Origin of the sequence: Camelimonas lactis (genome assembly GCF_004342915.1) — a bacterium.
Lineage (GTDB): Bacteria > Pseudomonadota > Alphaproteobacteria > Rhizobiales > Beijerinckiaceae > Camelimonas > Camelimonas lactis.
Map to the genome: position 1 here is coordinate 140,633 of NZ_SLWL01000009.1, position 18,610 is coordinate 159,242.

At 68.7% G+C, this 18,610-nt stretch carries 15 protein-coding genes and 1 tRNA gene; 9 read left to right on the top strand and 7 right to left on the bottom strand.

Going from position 1 to position 18,610, the window contains the following annotated elements:
- Positions 1-21: 21 nt before the first annotated feature.
- On the bottom strand, positions 22-1,878 hold the full coding sequence (locus tag EV666_RS11490) for a M3 family oligoendopeptidase (protein WP_132007787.1): 1,857 nt from the start codon (positions 1,876-1,878) through the stop codon (positions 22-24).
- 404 nt (positions 1,879-2,282) lie between these two features.
- Between EV666_RS11490 and EV666_RS11495 the strand changes: the two genes are divergently transcribed.
- From EV666_RS11495 to EV666_RS11505, 3 genes are all read left to right on the top strand, one after another.
- Entirely contained in the window at positions 2,283-3,875 is a 1,593-nt protein-coding gene (locus EV666_RS11495; protein ID WP_132007790.1) for a sigma 54-interacting transcriptional regulator, read from the top strand.
- 463 nt (positions 3,876-4,338) lie between these two features.
- Positions 4,339-6,615 (top strand): L,D-transpeptidase family protein, encoded by a 2,277-nt coding sequence (locus EV666_RS11500; RefSeq protein WP_165909990.1) that lies wholly within the window; start codon positions 4,339-4,341, stop codon positions 6,613-6,615.
- 326 nt (positions 6,616-6,941) lie between these two features.
- On the top strand, positions 6,942-8,822 hold the full coding sequence (locus tag EV666_RS11505; protein WP_245514366.1) for a peptidoglycan L,D-endopeptidase MepK: 1,881 nt from the start codon (positions 6,942-6,944) through the stop codon (positions 8,820-8,822).
- A gap of 318 nt (positions 8,823-9,140) precedes the next feature.
- On the opposite strand, the gene EV666_RS11510 is transcribed toward EV666_RS11505, so the two are convergent.
- Positions 9,141-9,407, bottom strand: a complete 267-nt coding sequence (locus EV666_RS11510) for a DUF2312 domain-containing protein (RefSeq protein ID WP_132007796.1) — start codon at positions 9,405-9,407, stop codon at positions 9,141-9,143.
- A 605-nt stretch (positions 9,408-10,012) separates the two neighbouring features.
- Between EV666_RS11510 and EV666_RS11515 the strand changes: the two genes are divergently transcribed.
- Positions 10,013-10,438, top strand: coding sequence for a DUF1036 domain-containing protein (locus EV666_RS11515; protein ID WP_132007895.1), 426 nt, complete (start codon positions 10,013-10,015; stop codon positions 10,436-10,438).
- Positions 10,435-11,883, top strand: coding sequence for a pyruvate kinase (gene pyk, locus EV666_RS11520; protein WP_132007799.1), 1,449 nt, complete (start codon positions 10,435-10,437; stop codon positions 11,881-11,883). The genes EV666_RS11515 and pyk overlap by 4 nt, the downstream gene beginning before the upstream one ends.
- Positions 11,884-12,122: 239 nt before the next feature.
- On the opposite strand, the gene EV666_RS11525 is transcribed toward pyk, so the two are convergent.
- The 4 genes from EV666_RS11525 to cpdR form a co-directional block, all read right to left on the bottom strand.
- Complete coding sequence (locus EV666_RS11525) at positions 12,123-12,752, bottom strand: tetratricopeptide repeat protein (RefSeq protein ID WP_245514367.1); 630 nt, start codon at positions 12,750-12,752, stop codon at positions 12,123-12,125.
- A gap of 182 nt (positions 12,753-12,934) precedes the next feature.
- Positions 12,935-13,060 (bottom strand): type B 50S ribosomal protein L36, encoded by a 126-nt coding sequence (ykgO, locus tag EV666_RS11530; RefSeq protein WP_132007802.1) that lies wholly within the window; start codon positions 13,058-13,060, stop codon positions 12,935-12,937.
- Between the two features lie 145 nt (positions 13,061-13,205).
- Positions 13,206-13,280: transfer RNA gene (locus tag EV666_RS11535), tRNA-Val, on the bottom strand.
- 226 nt (positions 13,281-13,506) lie between these two features.
- Complete coding sequence (gene cpdR, locus EV666_RS11540; protein WP_132007805.1) at positions 13,507-13,869, bottom strand: cell cycle two-component system response regulator CpdR; 363 nt, start codon at positions 13,867-13,869, stop codon at positions 13,507-13,509.
- Positions 13,870-14,209: 340 nt separating this feature from the next.
- Between cpdR and EV666_RS11545 the strand changes: the two genes are divergently transcribed.
- The 3 genes from EV666_RS11545 (at position 14,210) to EV666_RS11555 (ending at position 16,552) form a co-directional block, all read left to right on the top strand.
- The gene (locus EV666_RS11545) at positions 14,210-15,100 is read left to right on the top strand and encodes an N-formylglutamate amidohydrolase (RefSeq protein WP_132007808.1); all 891 of its coding nucleotides are present in this window, start codon (positions 14,210-14,212) and stop codon (positions 15,098-15,100) included.
- Positions 15,101-15,264: 164 nt separating this feature from the next.
- Positions 15,265-16,053 (top strand): histidinol-phosphatase, encoded by a 789-nt coding sequence (hisN, locus tag EV666_RS11550; RefSeq protein ID WP_132007811.1) that lies wholly within the window; start codon positions 15,265-15,267, stop codon positions 16,051-16,053.
- Between the two features lie 61 nt (positions 16,054-16,114).
- Positions 16,115-16,552, top strand: a complete 438-nt coding sequence (locus tag EV666_RS11555; protein WP_132007814.1) for an HIT family protein — start codon at positions 16,115-16,117, stop codon at positions 16,550-16,552.
- A gap of 67 nt (positions 16,553-16,619) precedes the next feature.
- On the opposite strand, the gene EV666_RS11560 is transcribed toward EV666_RS11555, so the two are convergent.
- Entirely contained in the window at positions 16,620-17,642 is a 1,023-nt protein-coding gene (locus EV666_RS11560) for an alpha/beta fold hydrolase (RefSeq protein WP_132007817.1), read from the bottom strand.
- A gap of 173 nt (positions 17,643-17,815) precedes the next feature.
- Here EV666_RS11560 and EV666_RS11565 point away from each other — a divergent pair, with 173 nt between their 5' ends.
- The gene (locus tag EV666_RS11565) at positions 17,816-18,319 is read left to right on the top strand and encodes an Hsp20 family protein (protein ID WP_132007820.1); all 504 of its coding nucleotides are present in this window, start codon (positions 17,816-17,818) and stop codon (positions 18,317-18,319) included.
- The last annotated feature ends 291 nt before the right edge of the window (positions 18,320-18,610 follow it).

The window sequence follows — 18,610 nt, forward strand, 5'->3', positions numbered from 1 at the left end:
TGCCGCCGCCCGAGGCGACGCTCAGTCCGGCAGGCTTTCGAGCTCGGCGATGAAGCCCTCGATCATGCCAAGGCCGATCTGCCAGAAGGCCGGATCGGCGGCGTTGAGGCCGAAAGGAGCCAGCAGTTCCGAGTGGTGCCTGGTGCCGCCGGCCGCCAGCATCTCCAGATAGCGCCCGGCGAAGCCTTCGCGGGCGTTCTGATAGACGCCATAGAGCGAATTCACCAGGCAGTCGCCGAAGGCATAGGCGTAGACATAGAACGGCGAATGGATGAAGTGGGGAATGTAGGCCCACCAGACGCCATAATCGTCGTCAAGCCGGATCGCCGGACCAAGGCTCTCCGTCTGCACCTCCAGCCAGAAGGCCGCGAGTCGCTCGCTGGTCAGCTCGCCCTGGCGACGCGCCTCATGCACCCTGCGCTCGAAGCTGTAGAAGGCGATCTGGCGCACCACCGTATTGATCATGTCCTCCACCTTGGCGGCGAGCATGACCTTGCGCTCCTGCGGCGGCGCGGCGTCGAGCATGCGGCGGAAGGTCAGCATCTCGCCGAACACCGAGGCGGTTTCCGCCAGGGTTAGCGGCGTCGGAGCCATCAGCGCGCCCTGGCGGGCGGCCAGCACCTGGTGGACGCCATGGCCGAGTTCGTGGGCCAGGGTCATCACGTCGCGCGGCTTGCCCAGATAATTCAGCATCACATAAGGATGGGCCGAGGGCACCGTCGGGTGGGCGAAGGCGCCCGGCGCCTTGCCAGGCCGCACCGGCGCGTCAATCCAGTTTTCGTCGAAGAAGCGGCGGGCGATGCGTTCCATCTCAGGGGTAAATTCGCCATAGGCCGACAGCACCGTATCGCGCGCCTCGTCCCAGCCGATCGTCCGCTGCGCGGCCTTTGGCAGCGGCGCGTTGCGGTCCCAATAGTCGAGCTGCTCCTTGCCGAACCAGCGCGCCTTCAGGCGGTAGTAGCGGTGCGACAGGCGCGGATAGGCGTCGCGCACGGCGGCGACCATGGCGTCAACCACCTCGCGCTCCACCCGGTTGGCCAGGTGGCGGGCGTCGGCGACGTCGCTGAAACCACGCCAGCGGTCAGAGATATCCTTGTCCTTGGCCAGGGTGTTGGTGATTAGCGTGAAGGTGCGGATATTGTCGGAGAACACCTTGCCCAGCGCCGCGGCGGCCGCCTTGCGCTTTTCGGGATCGGCGTCCTGCAACAGGTTCAGGGTCGGCTCGATCGACAGGCTGGCGCCGTCGACCTCGAAACGCAGCGCCGCGATCGTCTCGTCGAACAGGCGGTTCCAGGCGCTGACGCCCGTCACCGATTTTTCGTGAAACAGCCGCTCGATGTCGTCGGACAGTTCGTAGGGCTTCTCCTTGCGCATGTCGTCCAGCCACGGACGCCAGTGCGCCAGTTCCGGGCTGTTGCGCAGACGCCCCCAGGCTGCGTCGTCGAGACGGTTCAGCTCCAGCTGGAAGAACAGCAGATGGGCGCTGGCCGCGGTGGCGCGCTCCTGGGCGTCGCCATAGAATTTGGCGTGGGCCGGCGCGGAGGTGTCGCCGAAATAAATCAGCCCGGCGTAGGACATGATGCGGCCGAGGGTTTCGGAAATCGCCTCGAAGGCGCGGATCGCCCTGTCCAGCTCCCCCGGGCCATCAGCCTCTCCGGCCAGCGCGGCGATGCGTCCGCGCCAGGCGTCGGCGAAATCAGCGCAACGCCCTTCAATACCGTTGAAGTCGGCCTTGTAAGCCTCCGAATCCATGCCTGGATAGAGCGCCGACAGATCCCAGCGCGGCAGGTCGCCCAGTTCGGGCGCGACGCCGGCGCCCGCCTTTTCCGGGCTGCGGGCGGCGGACAACCTGCTCGTCACAGAAACGGCGCGCGACATCAAAACTCTCCAGATCTCTTTCCAGGGTCATGCGACCGGGAACCGGCCGCCGCGTCCCTAAGGTGGCGATGCGGAAGCCATGTGGCAATGCGTCGGCGCATCCGCGAAGCCCTCGAAAAATCCCCGCGCCCTGCTGGCGCGCGCGCGGCCCCGGCTCCATGCAGCGCGGCTTCGCATATTCCATCGGCAATCTGGAAAATCTGCCGACAGCGTTAACACGGACTTTACCGTTGTGCGCCAGCATGCCCCGTAACGACACACCCGCGAGTCCATCGGCAATTTCCGTCGGCCGGCCGCCTGGCCCGACGGCTGCCCATGGACGGATGGACAGGGGGCGAGCCGCCGGTCAGCCTGGCGTTGCGCCCGGAGCATGAAAGCGACAGCCGCGCATGGCGATCCCGGTTATGGCGATACAGCCCAGCAACACCGCGTCCCCCGTCAGCGGCGCGCGGCTTCCCGCGGACGGGCCGGGAGACGACGTGGTGCTCGTGGTGTGCAATGGCCAGCCAGAGCGGCCATTGCGCGCCGCCCTCGCCGGGCTGGCCGCACAGGCGCGCGTGGTGCTCCAGATCGCCCCCAGCCTTGCCGCCGCGCGGAATATTCTGGCCACACAGACGCGGGCGCCCAGGGCGGTGGTCGCCGCCGACGCGGACACGGCGGCCCCGGTGCTCGACCTGCTGGAAATCTTGCGGATGCACGGCGCCAGCGCGCCGCTGCTGGCGGCCCCGGCGGCGCTGACCCCGGCGGAGGCGGCGGCGTTGCAGGACGCCGGCGTGGAGTTCCTGGCTGGCGTCACCCCCGAGCGGCAAATGCGCAGTTTGCAGGAACGGCTGCAAGCCGCGGGCGACGCCCCCGGCGGCCGGCGCGGCGAGCGCCGCGCTGAACTGTCGCTGGACGATCTCGCCGCCACTGGCGAAACCATGGCCCGGGCGGTCGCCCAGGGCCGGCGCGCCCTGGGCGCCGGATTGCCGGTGCTGGTGGAGGGGCCCAGCGGCGCCGGAAAACTCACCCTGGTCCGCGCCCTGCACGCCGCCGGCATGCGTCGCCAGCGCCCGCTGCGGCAGCTCGACGCGCCGATGCTGGAAGCCGGTCTTGGCGCCGCGACCGCCGCCATGGGCGTCGACGTGGAGCGCGGCCTGATCAACGACGAAGCTGGCGGATCATTGTATCTGCGCAACGTCGACCGCTGGCCAACGGTCGCCCAGGCAGAGCTGGCGGAATTGCTGCGGCGTCGCGGCGCCCGCCATGGCCGCGTCGCCGCCGTTGCGCCGTTACGCATTTTCGCCGGCTCACGCCAGCCGCTGATCGATCTGGTGCGGGAGGGCCGGTTTCGCGAGGACCTGTATTACCTGCTCTCGGTGGCGCCCCTGACCCTGACGCCGCTGGCCCTGCGCCCGGAAGATATTTCCGGCATGGCCCAGGCCATGCTGGAGCGCCTGCGCGCCAGCCGCGCCGCGCCGTTGCAGCGCGATATGCCCGACGCCTTCAGCGACGCCGCATTGCAGCGGCTGCAATCCGAAGACTGGCCAGGCAACGCCAGCCAGTTGCGGGCGCGGGTGATGCGCGCCGCTCATGCGGCCGCTGGTCCCATCATCACCGCGGACCACGTCGCGCCGCCGCGCCTCGCCAATCAACTTGCCGGCGACGATGAACCCACCGGCGACCACGGTTTCTGGCTGATGGACGAGGCCGCTGTCAGCCAGGCTGCCCACGCCGCCGGCCCGCCGACGCCATGCGGTCAGATTCACGACATTCTGGATATTTTTGACGGTCAGGGCGATCTGCGACCGCTGGCGGAGATTGAAGCCGGCGTTATCCGCTTCGCCGTGCGGCACTATCGCGGCCAGATGTCGGAGGTGTCCCGCCGCCTGGGGATTGGTCGCTCCACGCTCTACCGGAAGCTGAAAGATCTGGACATGATGCCGGAGCGGGACGCGCTGGCGGATTGCGACGCGGCCCGCAGTTGGCCCGAGGGCGCGGCGGCCCAGCCCTCCTGAACGAGGCCCCGCGGGGGCGCCGGGGCCACCGACGCCGCCGATTTACGCGCCGATTTACGTAATGCCAGGCGAATCACCATGAACTCGCCGGGCTGGAAACGCACCGGCGGAACATGCGCCGGCAGAACATACGCCGGCCGACGTTTCACAGGCAAACGTTTCACAAGGCGGACGCTTCGCCGGGACAGCGCCAGACCAGAGCGGCGCGCACATACAAGGTTTGGGGAGCCGTGCTGGCATGATGCTGCGTGCTGACAGGTCGATTCTGAGAGCCTGTTTGGGAATTCAGCGGCGGGGATCCGACGGGGAATTCTTGCGCCATGCCGGAAGGCGCCCGCCGCCAACAGCCATTGACGCGGGCAGGATTGCCGGCGCCGCGGGGCGGGAAGAAAGCCGCCGGGCCAACCCGCCTGAGCTTTTCAGACAGGCCCTGAGCGTCTTTGCCCTCGCCACGGCGCTGGCCGTGAGCGGCGCCGCCGGGGCGCAACCGTACGCCCGGCCGTTGCCCCGGGATGCAGCCCAGGCGTGGATACTGGATTCGCAGGATGCGCAGTCCGGCGATGATGACGACGCCAGGGATTGGGACGGACCGGAGCCCGGGGAGCCGGAGCAGGACTTCCAGGGCGAGGCGCCGGATCAGCGGGAGTTTCTTGACCGGTCGCCCCAGGAAGAGACGCCCCGGGACCACCCCGCCCCCCGCGAAGAGGAGCGCGAACAGGACGACTGGCGCGCGCCCACGCCGCCTGAGCACCCCGACGCACGACCCGGCGATGAGTGGGACCAGGGACAGGGGCACGGCCAGGGGCAGGGGCATCAGCAGGAGCAACAGTCCCCGGACGCGCCCGACGGCGCCGACAACGGAGACATGCAGCAGACCCGGCGCATGGACCGGTCGCAGCAGATCATCACCCTCTACCATGAGCCGGAACCGAACCGGACGCCGCTCCCCCACGCGCCAGCGCCAGGCCAGACCCAGGCTGGCGCGCCGCCGGCGGGCGCCAGCCCTGACGTCACTGCCTCGATCAGCCGCGCGCCATCGGCCGACGCCGGACGCGACGCGCCGGACGCCGCCGCGCCCCTTCCGGGTGAAATGCCCCGCGCCGCCGACGCCATGCGCCCCACCATCGCGCCGCCAGAAGCCGGCGATGCCAGCGCGCCCGCGCCGGGCGGGCAAACAGCGTCGCTCCCCAACGACAACGCGGCGCAAGCCTTTCCGGAGCTTCCGCCGCCGCCTGAAGTCGACGCCAACGCGCTGCTGGCCGACACCATCCTTTTGCAGGCCCGCGCCCTGCTCGACGCGCCCGCCACGTTCGCGGGCAGCCGCCTCGACGCCGCCCAGCAGGCGGAATTGCGCAAGTTTTATGCGGAGCGCACCGCGCCGCTGTGGATCGGGCGCGGCCAGTGGACGGCAGCCGCCCGCGCCGTGCAGGACAAGCTGGAGCGGGCCTGGGAAGAGGGCATGGAGCCGGCGGATTACCCGGCCGCCGGTCTGCCCGCTGTCGCCGCATCGCCCGATGTGCTTGCGGCCGCAGAAGTCCGCCAGTCGGTCAATGCGGTGAAATACGCCCGTGACGCGTCGGGCGGTCGCATCGACCTGCCGCGCCTGTCGCGACTGATCACCCCGAAGCTCGACCTGCCCGGCGCCGCCAGCGTGCTGGGCCGCCTCGCCGACGCATCAGCGCACAATGGCGACGTCGCGGCCCTGCTTGGCGATTACAATCCGAAGCACCCTGGCTATCTGGCCCTGCGCGGCAAGCTGATCGAGCTGCGCGCGGCCCGTCCGCCGGAGCCGCCCACGGCGCGGATCCCCGATGGCCCGGCGCTGCGGGTCGGCATGAGCGATCCGCGCGTCTCGCTGGTGCGCAGCCGCCTCGGCCTGACGCCCTCCGAAGATGTGCTCTACGACAGCGAGCTGGCGGCGGCGGTGGCCGGGTTCCAGCGCCGCAGCGGGCTGAAACCCACCGGCGTCCTGACCCGGCAGACCGTGGTGGCCATGGCGGGTGACCGCGTGCGGTTCGACCAGCTTGCCGCGCAGGACGAGGCCGCCCTCATCGTCAACATGGAGCGCTGGCGCTGGCTGCCGCGCGAGCTGGGCCCCAACTACATCTTCGTGAACATTCCGGAATACCGCATGCGCGTCGTGCGCGACGGCCATCTGGCGCACGAGGCGCGCGTGGTGGTTGGCAAGGCGGAAACGCCGACGCCGGTATTCTCGGACACGATGCAATACGCCGTGGTCAATCCGTACTGGAATGTGCCGCCGTCGATCCTGAAGAAGGAATTCCTGCCGGGGCTGGCCCGCGACCCGAACTATGCGGCGCGGCGCGGCTACGAAGTGGTTCGCCGCGGCAACAGCATCCACGTGCGCCAGCCGCCGGGCGAGCGCAACGCCCTCGGCCACATCAAGTTCATGTTCCCCAACGATCACGCGGTCTATCTGCACGACACGCCCTCACGCGCCCTGTTCGGCCGCGACAGGCGCGCCTTCAGCCATGGCTGCGTGCGCGTCGACAATCCGCTGCGCTTCGCCGAACTGGTGCTCGGCCCGCAATGGCCGCAGACGCGAATCAGGAAGCTGATCGGTCGCGGTGAGCGCACGGTGCGCCTGCAGGAGCCGCTGCCGATCCACCTCGCCTATTTCACCGCGTCCGTGGATGCGGCCGGCAAGCTGCACGCCCGCGAGGATATCTACGGGCTGGACCGCCGCATGCAGGCGGCGCTCGGCCAGACGCGCCGTTAGTCGCCAATGCGGCGCCGCGAAAGCCATGCAGCGGACGGGCGCCAGCCGCCCGTTCGGAAATGACACACAGGCGCCGCGCGGGAAAATCGTTACCTGCCAGCGATTTGTCGAAAAATTCATCGCGGGCGCCCAGCTTTATGGCGGGAAACGGCGAAGCAGGCTAACCTCGCGTTAAGGCTTCTGGTCGAAAAGTCTGGCGCAGGGATACGCAATCGTGCCGGCGGCTTCCTTGCCCGGCGCGGGAACAGTCAACTGGCCCAAGGGCTGGTTATATGGCCGGCATGCGGCGCGCGCGCCCGCCGGTCATCCATCAGGGGTGAACCAGCTTGTCGTTGCCACGGCTCCATTTTCCTTTCCGTCCTGTGGCCGCGCGCGCGGCCAGCCTGTCCCGCGCCAGCGGCCTCTGGCGGCGGATCAGCGGCCTGACGGGCTCGGGCGGCTTCAGGGTGGGGCTCGGCGCCGTCGCGCTGGCGGGCGCCACGCTCACCGGCGCCTCGGAAACCCAGAACGCCATCGCCAATGGCGACACCCGCACCCTCAACCTGTATTACGCCCACACCAAGGAGACGATCTCCGTCACCTTCAAGCGTTTCGGCTCCTATGACCGGGCGGCGCTGAAGCAGCTGAACTGGTTCCTGCGCGACTGGCGCCGCGAAGAGCCCACGAACATGGACCCGCGCCTGTTCGACCTGGTGTGGGAAGTGCATCGCGAACTGGGCTCGCGCGAGACGATTCACGTGCTCTCCGCCTACCGCGCGCCGGCCACCAACGCCATGTTGCGGCGCCGTTCCAGCCGCGTCGCGGAGCATAGCCAGCACATGCTCGGCAAGGCGATGGACTTCTACCTGCCGGACGTGCCGGCCGCCCGCATCCGCGCCGCGGCCGTGCGCCTGCAACGCGGCGGCGTCGGCTACTATCCGTCCTCGTACAACCCGTTCGTTCACCTCGACGTGGGTTCGGTGAGGGCCTGGCCGCGCCTGTCCTATGAACAGCTGGCCAGCATCTTCCCTGACGGCAAGACGGTGCACATTCCGGCGAACGGCCGGCCGATGGCGCGCTATGAGCAGGCGAAAGCCGAGATTCTCGCCCGGGGCGGCTCGGTGGCCGGGGCCACCGCCTACGCCGCGCAGGAAAACGCGCCGAAGAAGAGCTTCTGGGCCAGACTGTTTGGCGGCGGCGCCGATGAGGGCGAGGACGTCGCCGAACAGAAGGCGATCGCGGCCGCACCGCCTTACAAGCCGCGCACGGCGAAGGAAGCGGCCGCCACTGCCCAGCAGGTGGCCTGGGCCGAAGGCAACCAGACGACGGGCGACGCCGGCCTGCTCGGCTTCTTTGGCGGCGGCAAACAGCAGCAGGCCCAGCCGGTCGCCGTGGCGGCCGCGCCGCCGCCGTCCGCCGACCGTCTGCCGCCGCTGGAGCCGCAATCCACCCGCATTGCCGAAATGGCCCCTGTTCCGGCCGCGCGGCCGCAGGACCCGGCCTCGCTGGCGGCCATGCGGCCTGACGACGACGGCCAGCCGGACGCCAGCCCGGAAACGGGGCAGATGGGCATCGTGCCGTTGCCGCCGCGCCGCCCGGATGATCCGCAGCTCAATATGGCCACCGCCGCGCTCAGCTCCGACGCCGTGGCCGCCAACACCATTGACGCGGCCATGGCGCCGCTGCCGCCCGTCCGCCCCCATGGCCTCGGCGGCGCCTCCGGCCAGGGAGCGCCCGCGACGGACATCGCCACGGATATCGCCACGGATGAGGCCGCGCCTGTCGCCGTCGCAGCCGCGCCCCTGCCGCCCGCGCGCCCGGCGGACCTGGGCGGACCGTCGCCCGAGGCACGCGCCGTGGCTGCCATTACGTCCGGCCGGCGCAGGTCGGACCTGGCCGGCGACGCCCTCGCCTACGCCGCCTCGCCTGAGACGACCTCGGCCCTCTCGCCCCTGCCGCCCATGCGGCCCATGGAGCTGCGCGGCGCCGCCGTCGCTCCGAAAGCTGAACGGAAACAACCGGCGGCCAGAAGCACCCCGACCACGCAGCCCCGCCGTCAGCCCGAAACCGCCAGCGCCCCGGCGCGCAAGAAGGAAAAAAACACCGGCGGCCTGCCGGATCGCATCGCCAACGCCTATTCCGACGCCACGTTCTCCAGCGAGGCGGAGAAGGATGACACCGGCGCCGCATTCGCCCGCGCCCTGCTGGCGCGCCGCAAGGTCGACTGACACCAGTCGCGCCAGAAGCCGCGCCGGCCAATGGGCGCGGCTGCGCGCACGCCGCGTCACGCCGCGTCACGCCGCAAGATCAGGCGGGGCAGATTTCCAGGCAAGACCCACCAGGCGGGATCACGCCAACCAGGCGGGGCTTGTCGCGCCCCTGACAGGAAACCCGGAGCCGCCCATAAAAAAACCCTGGCCAGCCAGGGTTTTTTGTCATTGGCATCAGGGCCGCGGTAGGCATGCCCATCATGCGGGATGACGGCGCGCCGGCGCCCCGCCCGGCGGGAAGGGCCTTGCCCGCCGGAGCCGGCGCGCCGGCCGGGCTCACGCCATGCCGAGCGCCTGGAGATACAGTTCGAGGATCGCCTCCTCTTCCTGGCGCTCAGCCTGATCCTTCTTGCGAATGCGAAGAATCTGGCGGACCGCCTTGGCGTCGAAGCCGCGTCCCTTCAGTTCGGCGAACACTTCCTTGATATCGCCGGCGATGCCCGCCTTCTCCTCCTCAAGGCGCTCAAGGCGCTCAATGAACTGCTTCAGCTCGTCCGCCGCGACGCCGGAGTCGGCGACGTCAGCCATGCCAGGATTGCTCATGGGTGTCCGGTTTCCTTGTGTGGATGACGGCGCGTCCGGCGCGCGGGCTCACGGGCCTGACGCCAGAAGCGCCCTCGGGCCGGGCGCGCGCCCGGCCGGGGATGACGCGGTTATATACTGCGCCAAATAAATCAAATCCGTTAATCGCGGCGCCCCCGAAACGGCCGGCTCCGGGGCGGCGGATCGCCTTCCCGTCCATACCCAGGCTGGCGCCGCCGTGGCGTTGCAGCGGTGCAACTTCAGTCTGGCCGCGCAGCCCCCTGAAAGGCATGATGACAGCAGGCGATTCGTCCCGCCGGCGCCAGACGCCCGTTTCCCCGGGCGCGCGCCCGGCGCCACATATTCGCCGCCGCCCGGGCGCAGTTTGCGCTTTGCCCTGGAGCGTTTCCCGGCAGGGGCGCCCGCCGCCCTGCCGCCGGAAAACGCGTGAAGTCACAGAGAATAGAGGAAAAACTCTGTCCGGTCAGACGGAATTTTTCTCTCCCCGCGGAGTTCCCGCTCCGGTTGTCATGTCGCCGTCCCTTTTCCCTGTCAGGTTCAGCGTGGAGCTGTTTGCAATGTCGTCGCCAGGTTTTCCGGCAAAAGCCATTCGCGCGGGCGTCCGCATGGCGCTGTGTCTGGCTGTGGCTGGGGGCGCGCTGACGCTGGCCGCCGGGGCCGCGCGGGCCGATCTGCGCATGTGCAACATGACGGGCAGTCGCATCGGCGTCGCGCTGGGCTATCGCGACGCCCAGGGGTGGATCACCGAAGGGTGGTGGAATCTCGGGGCGAAAGGTTGTGAAACCCTGCTGCGCGGAGCGCTCGCCGCCCGCTTCTATTATATATATGCGGTTGATTACGACCGCGGCGGCGAATGGTCCGGCAAGGCCTTCATGTGCACCCGCGACCGCGAGTTCTCCATTCGCGGCGTCGAGAATTGCCTGGCGCGGGGTTACGACCGCAATGGCTTCTTCGAGGTGGACACCGGAGAGCAGAAAAGCTGGACCATCCAGCTGACCGACACGCCAAGGACGCCGGAGAATTCCAGATGAGACGTATGCGACGGGTCAAGGTTGTCGCCACATTAGGCCCGGCTTCTTCCACCGCCGACAGGATCGAGGCGCTGTTCCGCGCCGGCGCGGACCTGTTCCGCATCAATATGAGCCACACCTCCCGCGACGCCCTGCGCGAGCGCGTCGGCGACATTCGCGCCGTGGAAGCCCGCGTTGGCCGGCCGATCGGCATCCTCGCCGACTTGCAGGGGCCAAAACTGCGCCTCGGCGTCTTCGCCGGCGACAGGGTGACCCTCGACCGGGGCGCGAGCTTCACCCTCGACAACAGCGACGCCCCGGGCAACGTTGACCGGGTCAGGCTGCCTCACCCGGAGATTCTCGACGCCCTTGACGTCGGCCACCGCATCCTCGTCGATGACGGCAAGGTCGAGCTGGTGGTGACGGGCGTGAAGCGCACGAAGCAGAAGGTCGCGGTCGCCACCACCGTTGTCGTTCCCGGCGCCGTCTCCAACCGCAAGGGCGTCAGCCTGCCGGACACCACCATTCCGGTGTCGGCCCTCACCGACAAGGACCGCTCAGACCTCGACGCGGCGCTGGAATGCGGCGTCGACTGGATCGCCGTGTCGTTCGTCCAGCGTCCCGAGGACGTGGCCGACGTCAAGAAGACGGCGCGCGGCCGCGCCCTGGTGATGGCCAAGATCGAGAAGCCGCAGGCGGTGACCCGTCTCGACGAGATTTTCGAACTCGCGGACGGGGTCATGGTGGCGCGCGGCGACCTCGGCGTGGAAATGCCGCTGGAGCAGGTGCCCGGCATCCAGAAGCAGATTACCCGCATGGGCCGCCGCCTCGGCAAGCCGGTGGTCGTCGCCACGCAGATGCTGGAATCGATGATCAGTTCGCCGGTGCCGACCCGCGCCGAGGTGTCGGACGTGGCGACCGCCGTGTTCGAGGGCGCCGACGCGGTGATGCTGTCGGCGGAGAGCGCCGCCGGCCAGTTCCCGGTCGAAGCGGTCGCCACCATGAACCGCATCGGCGAGCAGGTGGAGAGCGATCCCAACTTCCGCACCATCATTACGGCGCAGCGCACCCAGCCGGAATCCACCGGCGCCGACGCCATCGCCGCCGCCGCCCGCACCATTTCCGAAACGGTGGACATCCGCACCATCGTGGCGTGGACCGCGTCCGGCGCCACCGGCCTGCGCATCGCCCGCGAGCGGCCGCAAACGCCGATGATCGCCCTGACCCCGCGCGAAACCACCGCCCGCCGTCTCGCGGTGGCGTGGGGCGTGCACGCGGTGGTGACGGAAGACGCCCATGACGTGGACGACATGACCGGCCGCGCCTGCGCCCTCGCCTGCTCGGAAGGCTTCGCCGCCCCAGCGGACCGGGTGCTGATCGTCGCCGGCGTGCCCTTCGGCTCCCCCGGCGCCACCAACATGCTGCGCATGGCCTTCATCGGCTCCACCGGCAAGGGCGCGGCCTGACGCGCCCCCCTGGGCTCCTGCCGGGTCTGCTAGAAGGGGCTGGCGCTCCCTGGCGGCGCAAGCCATGCGCCGTGGGGGCAGGCTCTCGCTGATGTGAGCCTTCTGATGTGAGCCTTGCAGGTCGCGGGCGCCGCAGCGTGCGCGATCTGACGCCAGGCAGGCGCATGAAATGGCCGGGCCTTGCGCGCCCGGGCATGCCCCCTGCAATCCGTTCAAATGCGCGTTCCGGGCGCGAACAGCTACAGGTCGCGCCCGTCCACGTCGGGAGCCAGCCGGTCGACGCGTTGCTTCAGCTCCGGCTGGAACGGGTTCAGCGCCAGTGACCGGCGCCACGCCTTCAGGGCGTTGCGGCTGTCGTCATTGCGGCTGAAAATCACGCCGAGGGCGGCCAGGGCCTGATAGTGGCGCGGCTCCAGTGTCAGGGCGCGCTTCAGGTCGACAGCAGCGCGCTGGTCGTCGCCCAGCAGGGTGAACAGCGTGGCGCGGCGGTTCCAGGCCTCGGCCCAGCCGGGGCGCAGCACGATCACCCGGTCCAGCAACTCCACCGCCAGCGCCTGGTCGCCGCCCAGGGTCGCCGCCACGGCCCGCCGCATCAACAGGTCGGCCGTCGGGCTGCCCGAGCGCAGCCACTGCTCCTCGATCCGGCGCGCGACGCCCTCGCCCTCCTCCTCGTCGGTAATCTTGCCGAGGCGTTCGAACAGGCGATCGACCGGGTCGCCGCCCGGCTGCGGCGCAGCCTTCTCCTCCTTCACGCCCGCGCCTTCCCCAGCCGTCTGCGAGGCTGGCGCCGCAGACGCTGGAGCAACGCCAGCCAGCAGCACACAGGCCAGCATGATGGAAAACGCGGAGACGGGGGATCGCAAGGTCATGCGCCCATAGTACGCCAGCGCCCCGAACCCGTTCAAGCAACGCGGCCTGCGCCAACCCGACCGCGACGGACGGAAAACCTGATCCGCGCGGCAACAAAAAAAACGCCCGCGCGAAGCGCGGGCGTCCTGAAAGCGTATCTGGCGCGCCGGCTGGCCTCTGGGGGCTTGCCGGCGGCGGCCAATCAGCCCTGGCGGGCCTTGTAGCGCTTCTGGGTCTTGTTGATGATGAAGACGCGGCCCTTGCGACGCACCAGCTGGTTGTCGCGATGGCGGCCGAGCAGGGCCTTCAGAGAATTGCGGACCTTCATGTTCCGGTTCCTGTATGGCGCGACGCAACCGCCTCGCCGGTTGGCGCATCTCACAGAAAGCGCCTTGCGTCGCGAACCATGAAACACGTCTGACTGGGTTCAAAGCCCCGCCGGCCGGTTGCGGCCTCACAGTGCTTTAATGAAATGGTGGGCGCGACAGGGATTGAACCTGTGACCCCTACGATGTCAACGTAGTGCTCTCCCGCTGAGCTACGCGCCCATTTCCGCCGCTGTCTGCCCCAAAACCGGGGCCATGACAAGTCATCCGGAAAGGAATTTTTATCACCAGCGTGTGGTTCGCCTTGCGGCGCCCCGCCTGCTGGAGCCTTGCAGAGCCGGGCGCTCAGCAAGTGAGTGGGCTAATAGCCCCTCCCCTGACCGCTGGCAACACCCCCCTGTGTTGATAACTTCACATCACCCGGGAAAACTTCACGGCTGGGGAAAAATCACGCCGCCAGCATTTTCTCCACCTCGGCCACCAGATCGCGCAGGTGGAATGGTTTGGAGAGCACCCGGGCGTCGCGCGGCGCCTGCGAGTCCGCATTCAGCGCCACGGCGGCGAAACCGGTGATGAACATGACCTTGAGATCCGGATCGAGCTCCGTGGCGCGACGCGCCAGCTCGATGCCGTCCATCTCGGGCATGACGATATCCGTCAGCAGAAGTTCGAACGGCTCCTCGCGCAGCCGGTTGTATGCTGAAAGACCGTTGTCGAACGACGCAACTTCATAGCCGGCGTTTTCCAGCGCCTTGACCAGGAAGCGACGCATGTCGTTGTCGTCTTCAGCCAGCAGGATCTTGTTCATCATCGGGATCACATGTCGCCCATTGTCTCGCTACAGTTTTTAACCACGTCGCCGTAAAGAAGCGGTGAATTTTCGCCTCTGGCGCAAAACGCCTTCCGAACCCCGACCCGAAGCCCAAAAGGACGCCAGCCCCACAAGGCGATGGCGACCGTGATCCGGCGGCTGCGCTCTGGACAAGCCGCCGCGACTGCAGTCCACTATAGCCTTGGCCGCCACCACGGAACGACGGCGCGCCGACGATGGCGCAAGAAGGCGTCCCGAACCGGCCGTTGGCCCCAACTCCGGTTGAGCCATTGTCCGTGTTCATGCCGCTTTCCGGCCCGACCACCGCAGGACCTGATGCATGCCCCTTGCAACGGAGCCCGTATTCGATCCCCCGTTCGTGGTCACCGAACCCATGCTGCAGGTCGCTCCCGTGGTGTTCAACGCGCCGCATTCGGGCAGAGACTATCCGCCGGAGTTCGTCGCCGCCAGCCAGCTTGACGCGCTGGAGCTGCGCCGCTCGGAAGACGCCTTCGTCGATCTGCTCACGGCGCCGGCGGTTTCACTGGGCGCGCCGTTGCTGCACGCCTGCTTCCCCCGCGCCTTTCTCGACCTGAACCGCGAGCCCTGGGAGCTGGACCCGGAGATGTTCAGCGCCCCGTTGCCGGCGTGGGCCAATACCCGCTCACCCCGCGTCGCCGGCGGTCTCGGCACGATCCCGCGGGTGGTCGCGGAGGGCCGCCCCATCTGGCGCGAGCGCCTGCCGCCGGAAGCCGCCCTGCACCGCATCGACACCCTCTACAAACCGTATCACCGCGCCTTGCGGCGGCTGCTCGCCCGCACCCAGCGGCAATTCGGCGTCGCGGTGCTGGTGGACTGTCATTCGATGCCGTCCACCAGCACGCCGCGCCGTCTCGGCGGCACGCCGGACATCGTGCTGGGCGACCGGTATGGGTCGAGCTGCGCTCCGGCGATCATGGATTCCCTGGAACAGGGTTTCGTTGACGCCGGCTATCGCGTCACCCGCAACGCGCCCTATGCCGGCGGCTTCATCACCGAACACTACGGCGCGCCGCTGGCCGGCCGCCACGCGGTGCAGGTCGAGATCAACCGGTCGCTCTACATGGATGAGCAGCGGATCGAGCCCGGGCCTGGCTGGGCCGCGTTCAGCCGCAACCTGCTGGGCGTGTTCGCCGGCTTCCTGCCCATGCTCACCGCCAGCCTGCCAACGCAGCGGCTTGCGGCCGAATAGGGCTTCCGACATCGCAATTTTCTCACCGCTGTGGCATGAATGGGCGACGCGGGGGCAGACGCAAAGGTATGGGGCAGGGCGTGGATTCCCGCGCCATGCGACCCGGCCCCGCGTCACGCCCGGGGCGCGCGCCCGCGCCAACGCCGGTGGAGAGAGACAGCATCGTGACGGCCATTGATTTCGCCGCGTTCGTGAACGACCTCGCCGACCTGTCGGCCCGCACCATCGCGCCGTTTTTCCGCTCGGCCATGACCATGGAGAACAAGGCCGGGCACGGCGCCTTCGACCCGGTGACGGAAGCCGACCGCGCCGCCGAAGCCGCAATGCGCGCCCGCATCCGCCAGACATTTCCGGCCCATGGCGTCGAGGGCGAGGAATACGGCGATGAACGCGCCTCCTCCGAATACGTCTGGGTGCTCGACCCCATCGACGGCACCGCCGCCTTCATCAGCGGCCTGCCGCTGTGGGGCACGCTGATCGGCCTCAAGCGCAATGGCGCGCCGGTTTACGGCATGATGTGCCAGCCGTTCATCGGCGAGAAATTCTACGGCGACTGCGGCCAGAGCCGTTACCAGCGCGGCGCGGAAACCCGCGTCATCCGCACCCGCCGCTGCGCCTCGCTGGCGGAGGCCACCCTGTCCTCGACCTCGCCGCACCTGTTCAGTGAAGCCGAGGCCGGGGCCTTCGACCGGGTGCGCCGCGCCGCGCGCCTCACCCGTTACGGCGCCGACTGCTACGCCTATTGCCTGCTCGCGGCCGGCCACATCGATCTGGTCATTGAAGCTGGACTGAAGCCGTGCGACATCGCGCCGCTGGTTCCCATCATTCAGGGCGCGGGCGGCGTCGTCACCACCTGGGACGGCCAGCCGGCCACCCATGGCGGACGGATCATCGCCGCCGGCGATCCCACCCTCCACGCGGCGGCCATGCGGCTGCTGGCCGGCGCCGCCTGATTCCGGCCGCCGCCGCCCGCCAGGAAAAAACCTTCAATCAGGAAATCAGGGGGAACGACCCGTGAGCAACGGCTGCCTTTTCTGCGCCATCACCGCCGGAACCATCCCGGCGCAGATCGTCTGCGAAAGCGAAAACCTCGTCGCCTTCCTCGACATCCAGCCGGTGCGCGAGGGCCACACGCTGATCGTTCCGCGCCGGCACTACCCCTTCTTCGATGACATGCCGCCGGAGCTGGCGGCGGAAGTCGTGGCCATGGGGCAGAAAATCGCCAGGGCGCAGAAGGCGCTGTATGGGGTGGCGCGCGCCGGCTTCCTGTTCACCGGCGTCGACGTGCCGCACGTCCACGCCCATGTCGTGCCGATGCACGAAACCACCGACCTGACCTCGCGGCGCTACATCGCCGAGGAAAAACTGACATTCCGCCCCACGCCGCGCGCGACGCCCGAGGAGCTGCGCGCCGCCGGTGAAAAACTGAGGGCCGTGCTCAATCCGGCCTGACCCTGGCTACGACGGTATTGGTCCACGGGCGGCGCTGGTCCACGGACGACCAGGAAAATGCCGCCGCTCAAACCTTGCCGCCGCGCAGGGGTTGCGGCGCGAATTCGGCGGCGCTGCCAGGAATAAAGGCGTCGAACGCGGCGAAGAAGGCGGCGCGGATATCATCGCGCTCCATCAGGATTTCGTGCCGCGCCTCCGGCAACACGATGGCCCGGCCGGTTTTCAGTCGCAGCGCCAGCCGCTCGATCGCCGGCGTGGACACGATGCGATCGGCCCCGGCGGCGACAATCAGCACCGGCGTGGCGATGGCGCGCGTAAACGCCGGCTCCGCCATGCCGGCAATGCAGCGGAAAGCGGCGTTCAGCCAGCCCACGGTGGGATCGCCGACGCCGATGTCCAGCCCGGCCTCCCGCGCCGCCGCAAGCAGGGCGGCGTTGCGGGCATAGCGCCCGGCGTCCCCTGTTAGCGGGTTGCCTTCGAACGGCTTCACGGAAATCGACTGGGCGCCGCCGCCGGGAATCCAGGAGCGCGCCAGCCCGGCCATGTTCAGGGCGCGGGCCAGCCCCCGGGCGGCGCCCGGCGCCATGGGCAGGGCGATATCGACCATCGGCGCCGTCAGCGCCACCCGGGCGAACCGATTGAAGCCATGCGCCAGCGCCTGCAACAGGATGGCGCCGCCCATGGAATGGGCCAGACCAAACAGCGGGCGCGGCCAGTAATCCGGAACCGTCTGGGCGATCACCGCCTCCAGGTCGTTCCGGTACAGGTGGAAATCGGCGATGTGCCCCTTCGACCGGTTGGGCAGGTCGCGGTCCGACAACCCCTGCCCGCGCCAGTCGAACGTCACCACGGCGAAGCCGCGCTGCAACAGGTCTTCGACAGTCTCGGCGTATTTCTCGATAAATTCGGCCCGCCCCTGCATCAGGCAGATCGTGCCCTGGGGGGCCGGCATGCGCCGCGGATCGAGGCGGGCCGGCCAGCGGACCGCGCGCAAGGTCTTGCCGTCGGCGGTGGCGACGGCAAGCGCCTCGTAGCCGGCAGGCAGGCGGTAGCCTGCGGTTTCAGCGAAACGCCATCCTTCAGTCGCCATGAAAACATCGCCCCATGAAAACATCGCCCGGGCGCAACCAGACTGGCCGCGCCTCTTGAAATACCGCTGTTGCGCCCCGAACTGAAGGGAGCGCAGGCCACACTGGCTGCGTAATACCTGCCTGTCCGCGCTCAAAAGAGGCGGACTGCATGTCGCTCACAGGAGGATATGCCATGCGACACTTCGATCTTTCTCCCCTTTACCGTTCCACCGTTGGTTTCGACGGCGTGTTCAACATGCTGGACAAGCTCGCCGCCGTTGACGGCGCGTCCGGCTATCCGCCGTACAATATCGAGCGGACGGGTGAGAACGCCTACCGCATCACCGTCGCCGTCGCCGGCTTCACGACTGACGAACTGTCGCTTGAACTGAAGGAAAATACCCTGACGGTTCGCGGCGAAAAGGCCCCGCCGGCCGAAGACGCCCGCACGGAATTCCTGCATCAGGGAATCGCCGCCCGCGCCTTCGAGCGCAAGTTCCAGGTAGCCGACCATGTGCTGGTGACCGGCGCCCGGCTCGACAACGGCCTGCTCCATGTGGAGCTGGTCCGCGAGATTCCGGAAGCCAAGAAGCCGCGCATGATCCCGATCGCCGCTGGCGGCAGCCCGGCCCGGAACCTCGGCCCCACCCTGCAGGCCGACGCTGATGCGGGTGAACCGCCGCGCGCGGCGCACTGACGCGCTTTTGACAGTCTGACCTGGTCCTGCCTGGTTCAGGTTATCGGGCGTCCCGGCTTCGGGGCGCCTTTTTGCATTTGCCTGCATGTTCGCCTTGTCTGCACAAAACTTGTGCTGACATTCCTGGCCCCACGTATCTTGTGCGTAGTCTGGAAATCTGCCAAAGTGCGTTTAGGACAGTGCTACTGTCCATTATCGGGCGCAACAGGCGCCCCCCCTGGCGAGGCAGATCGGCGAAGCTATGAACGCGGCTGAGCGAAAAAGCCTGGAAACTACCATCCGCACCGAGCG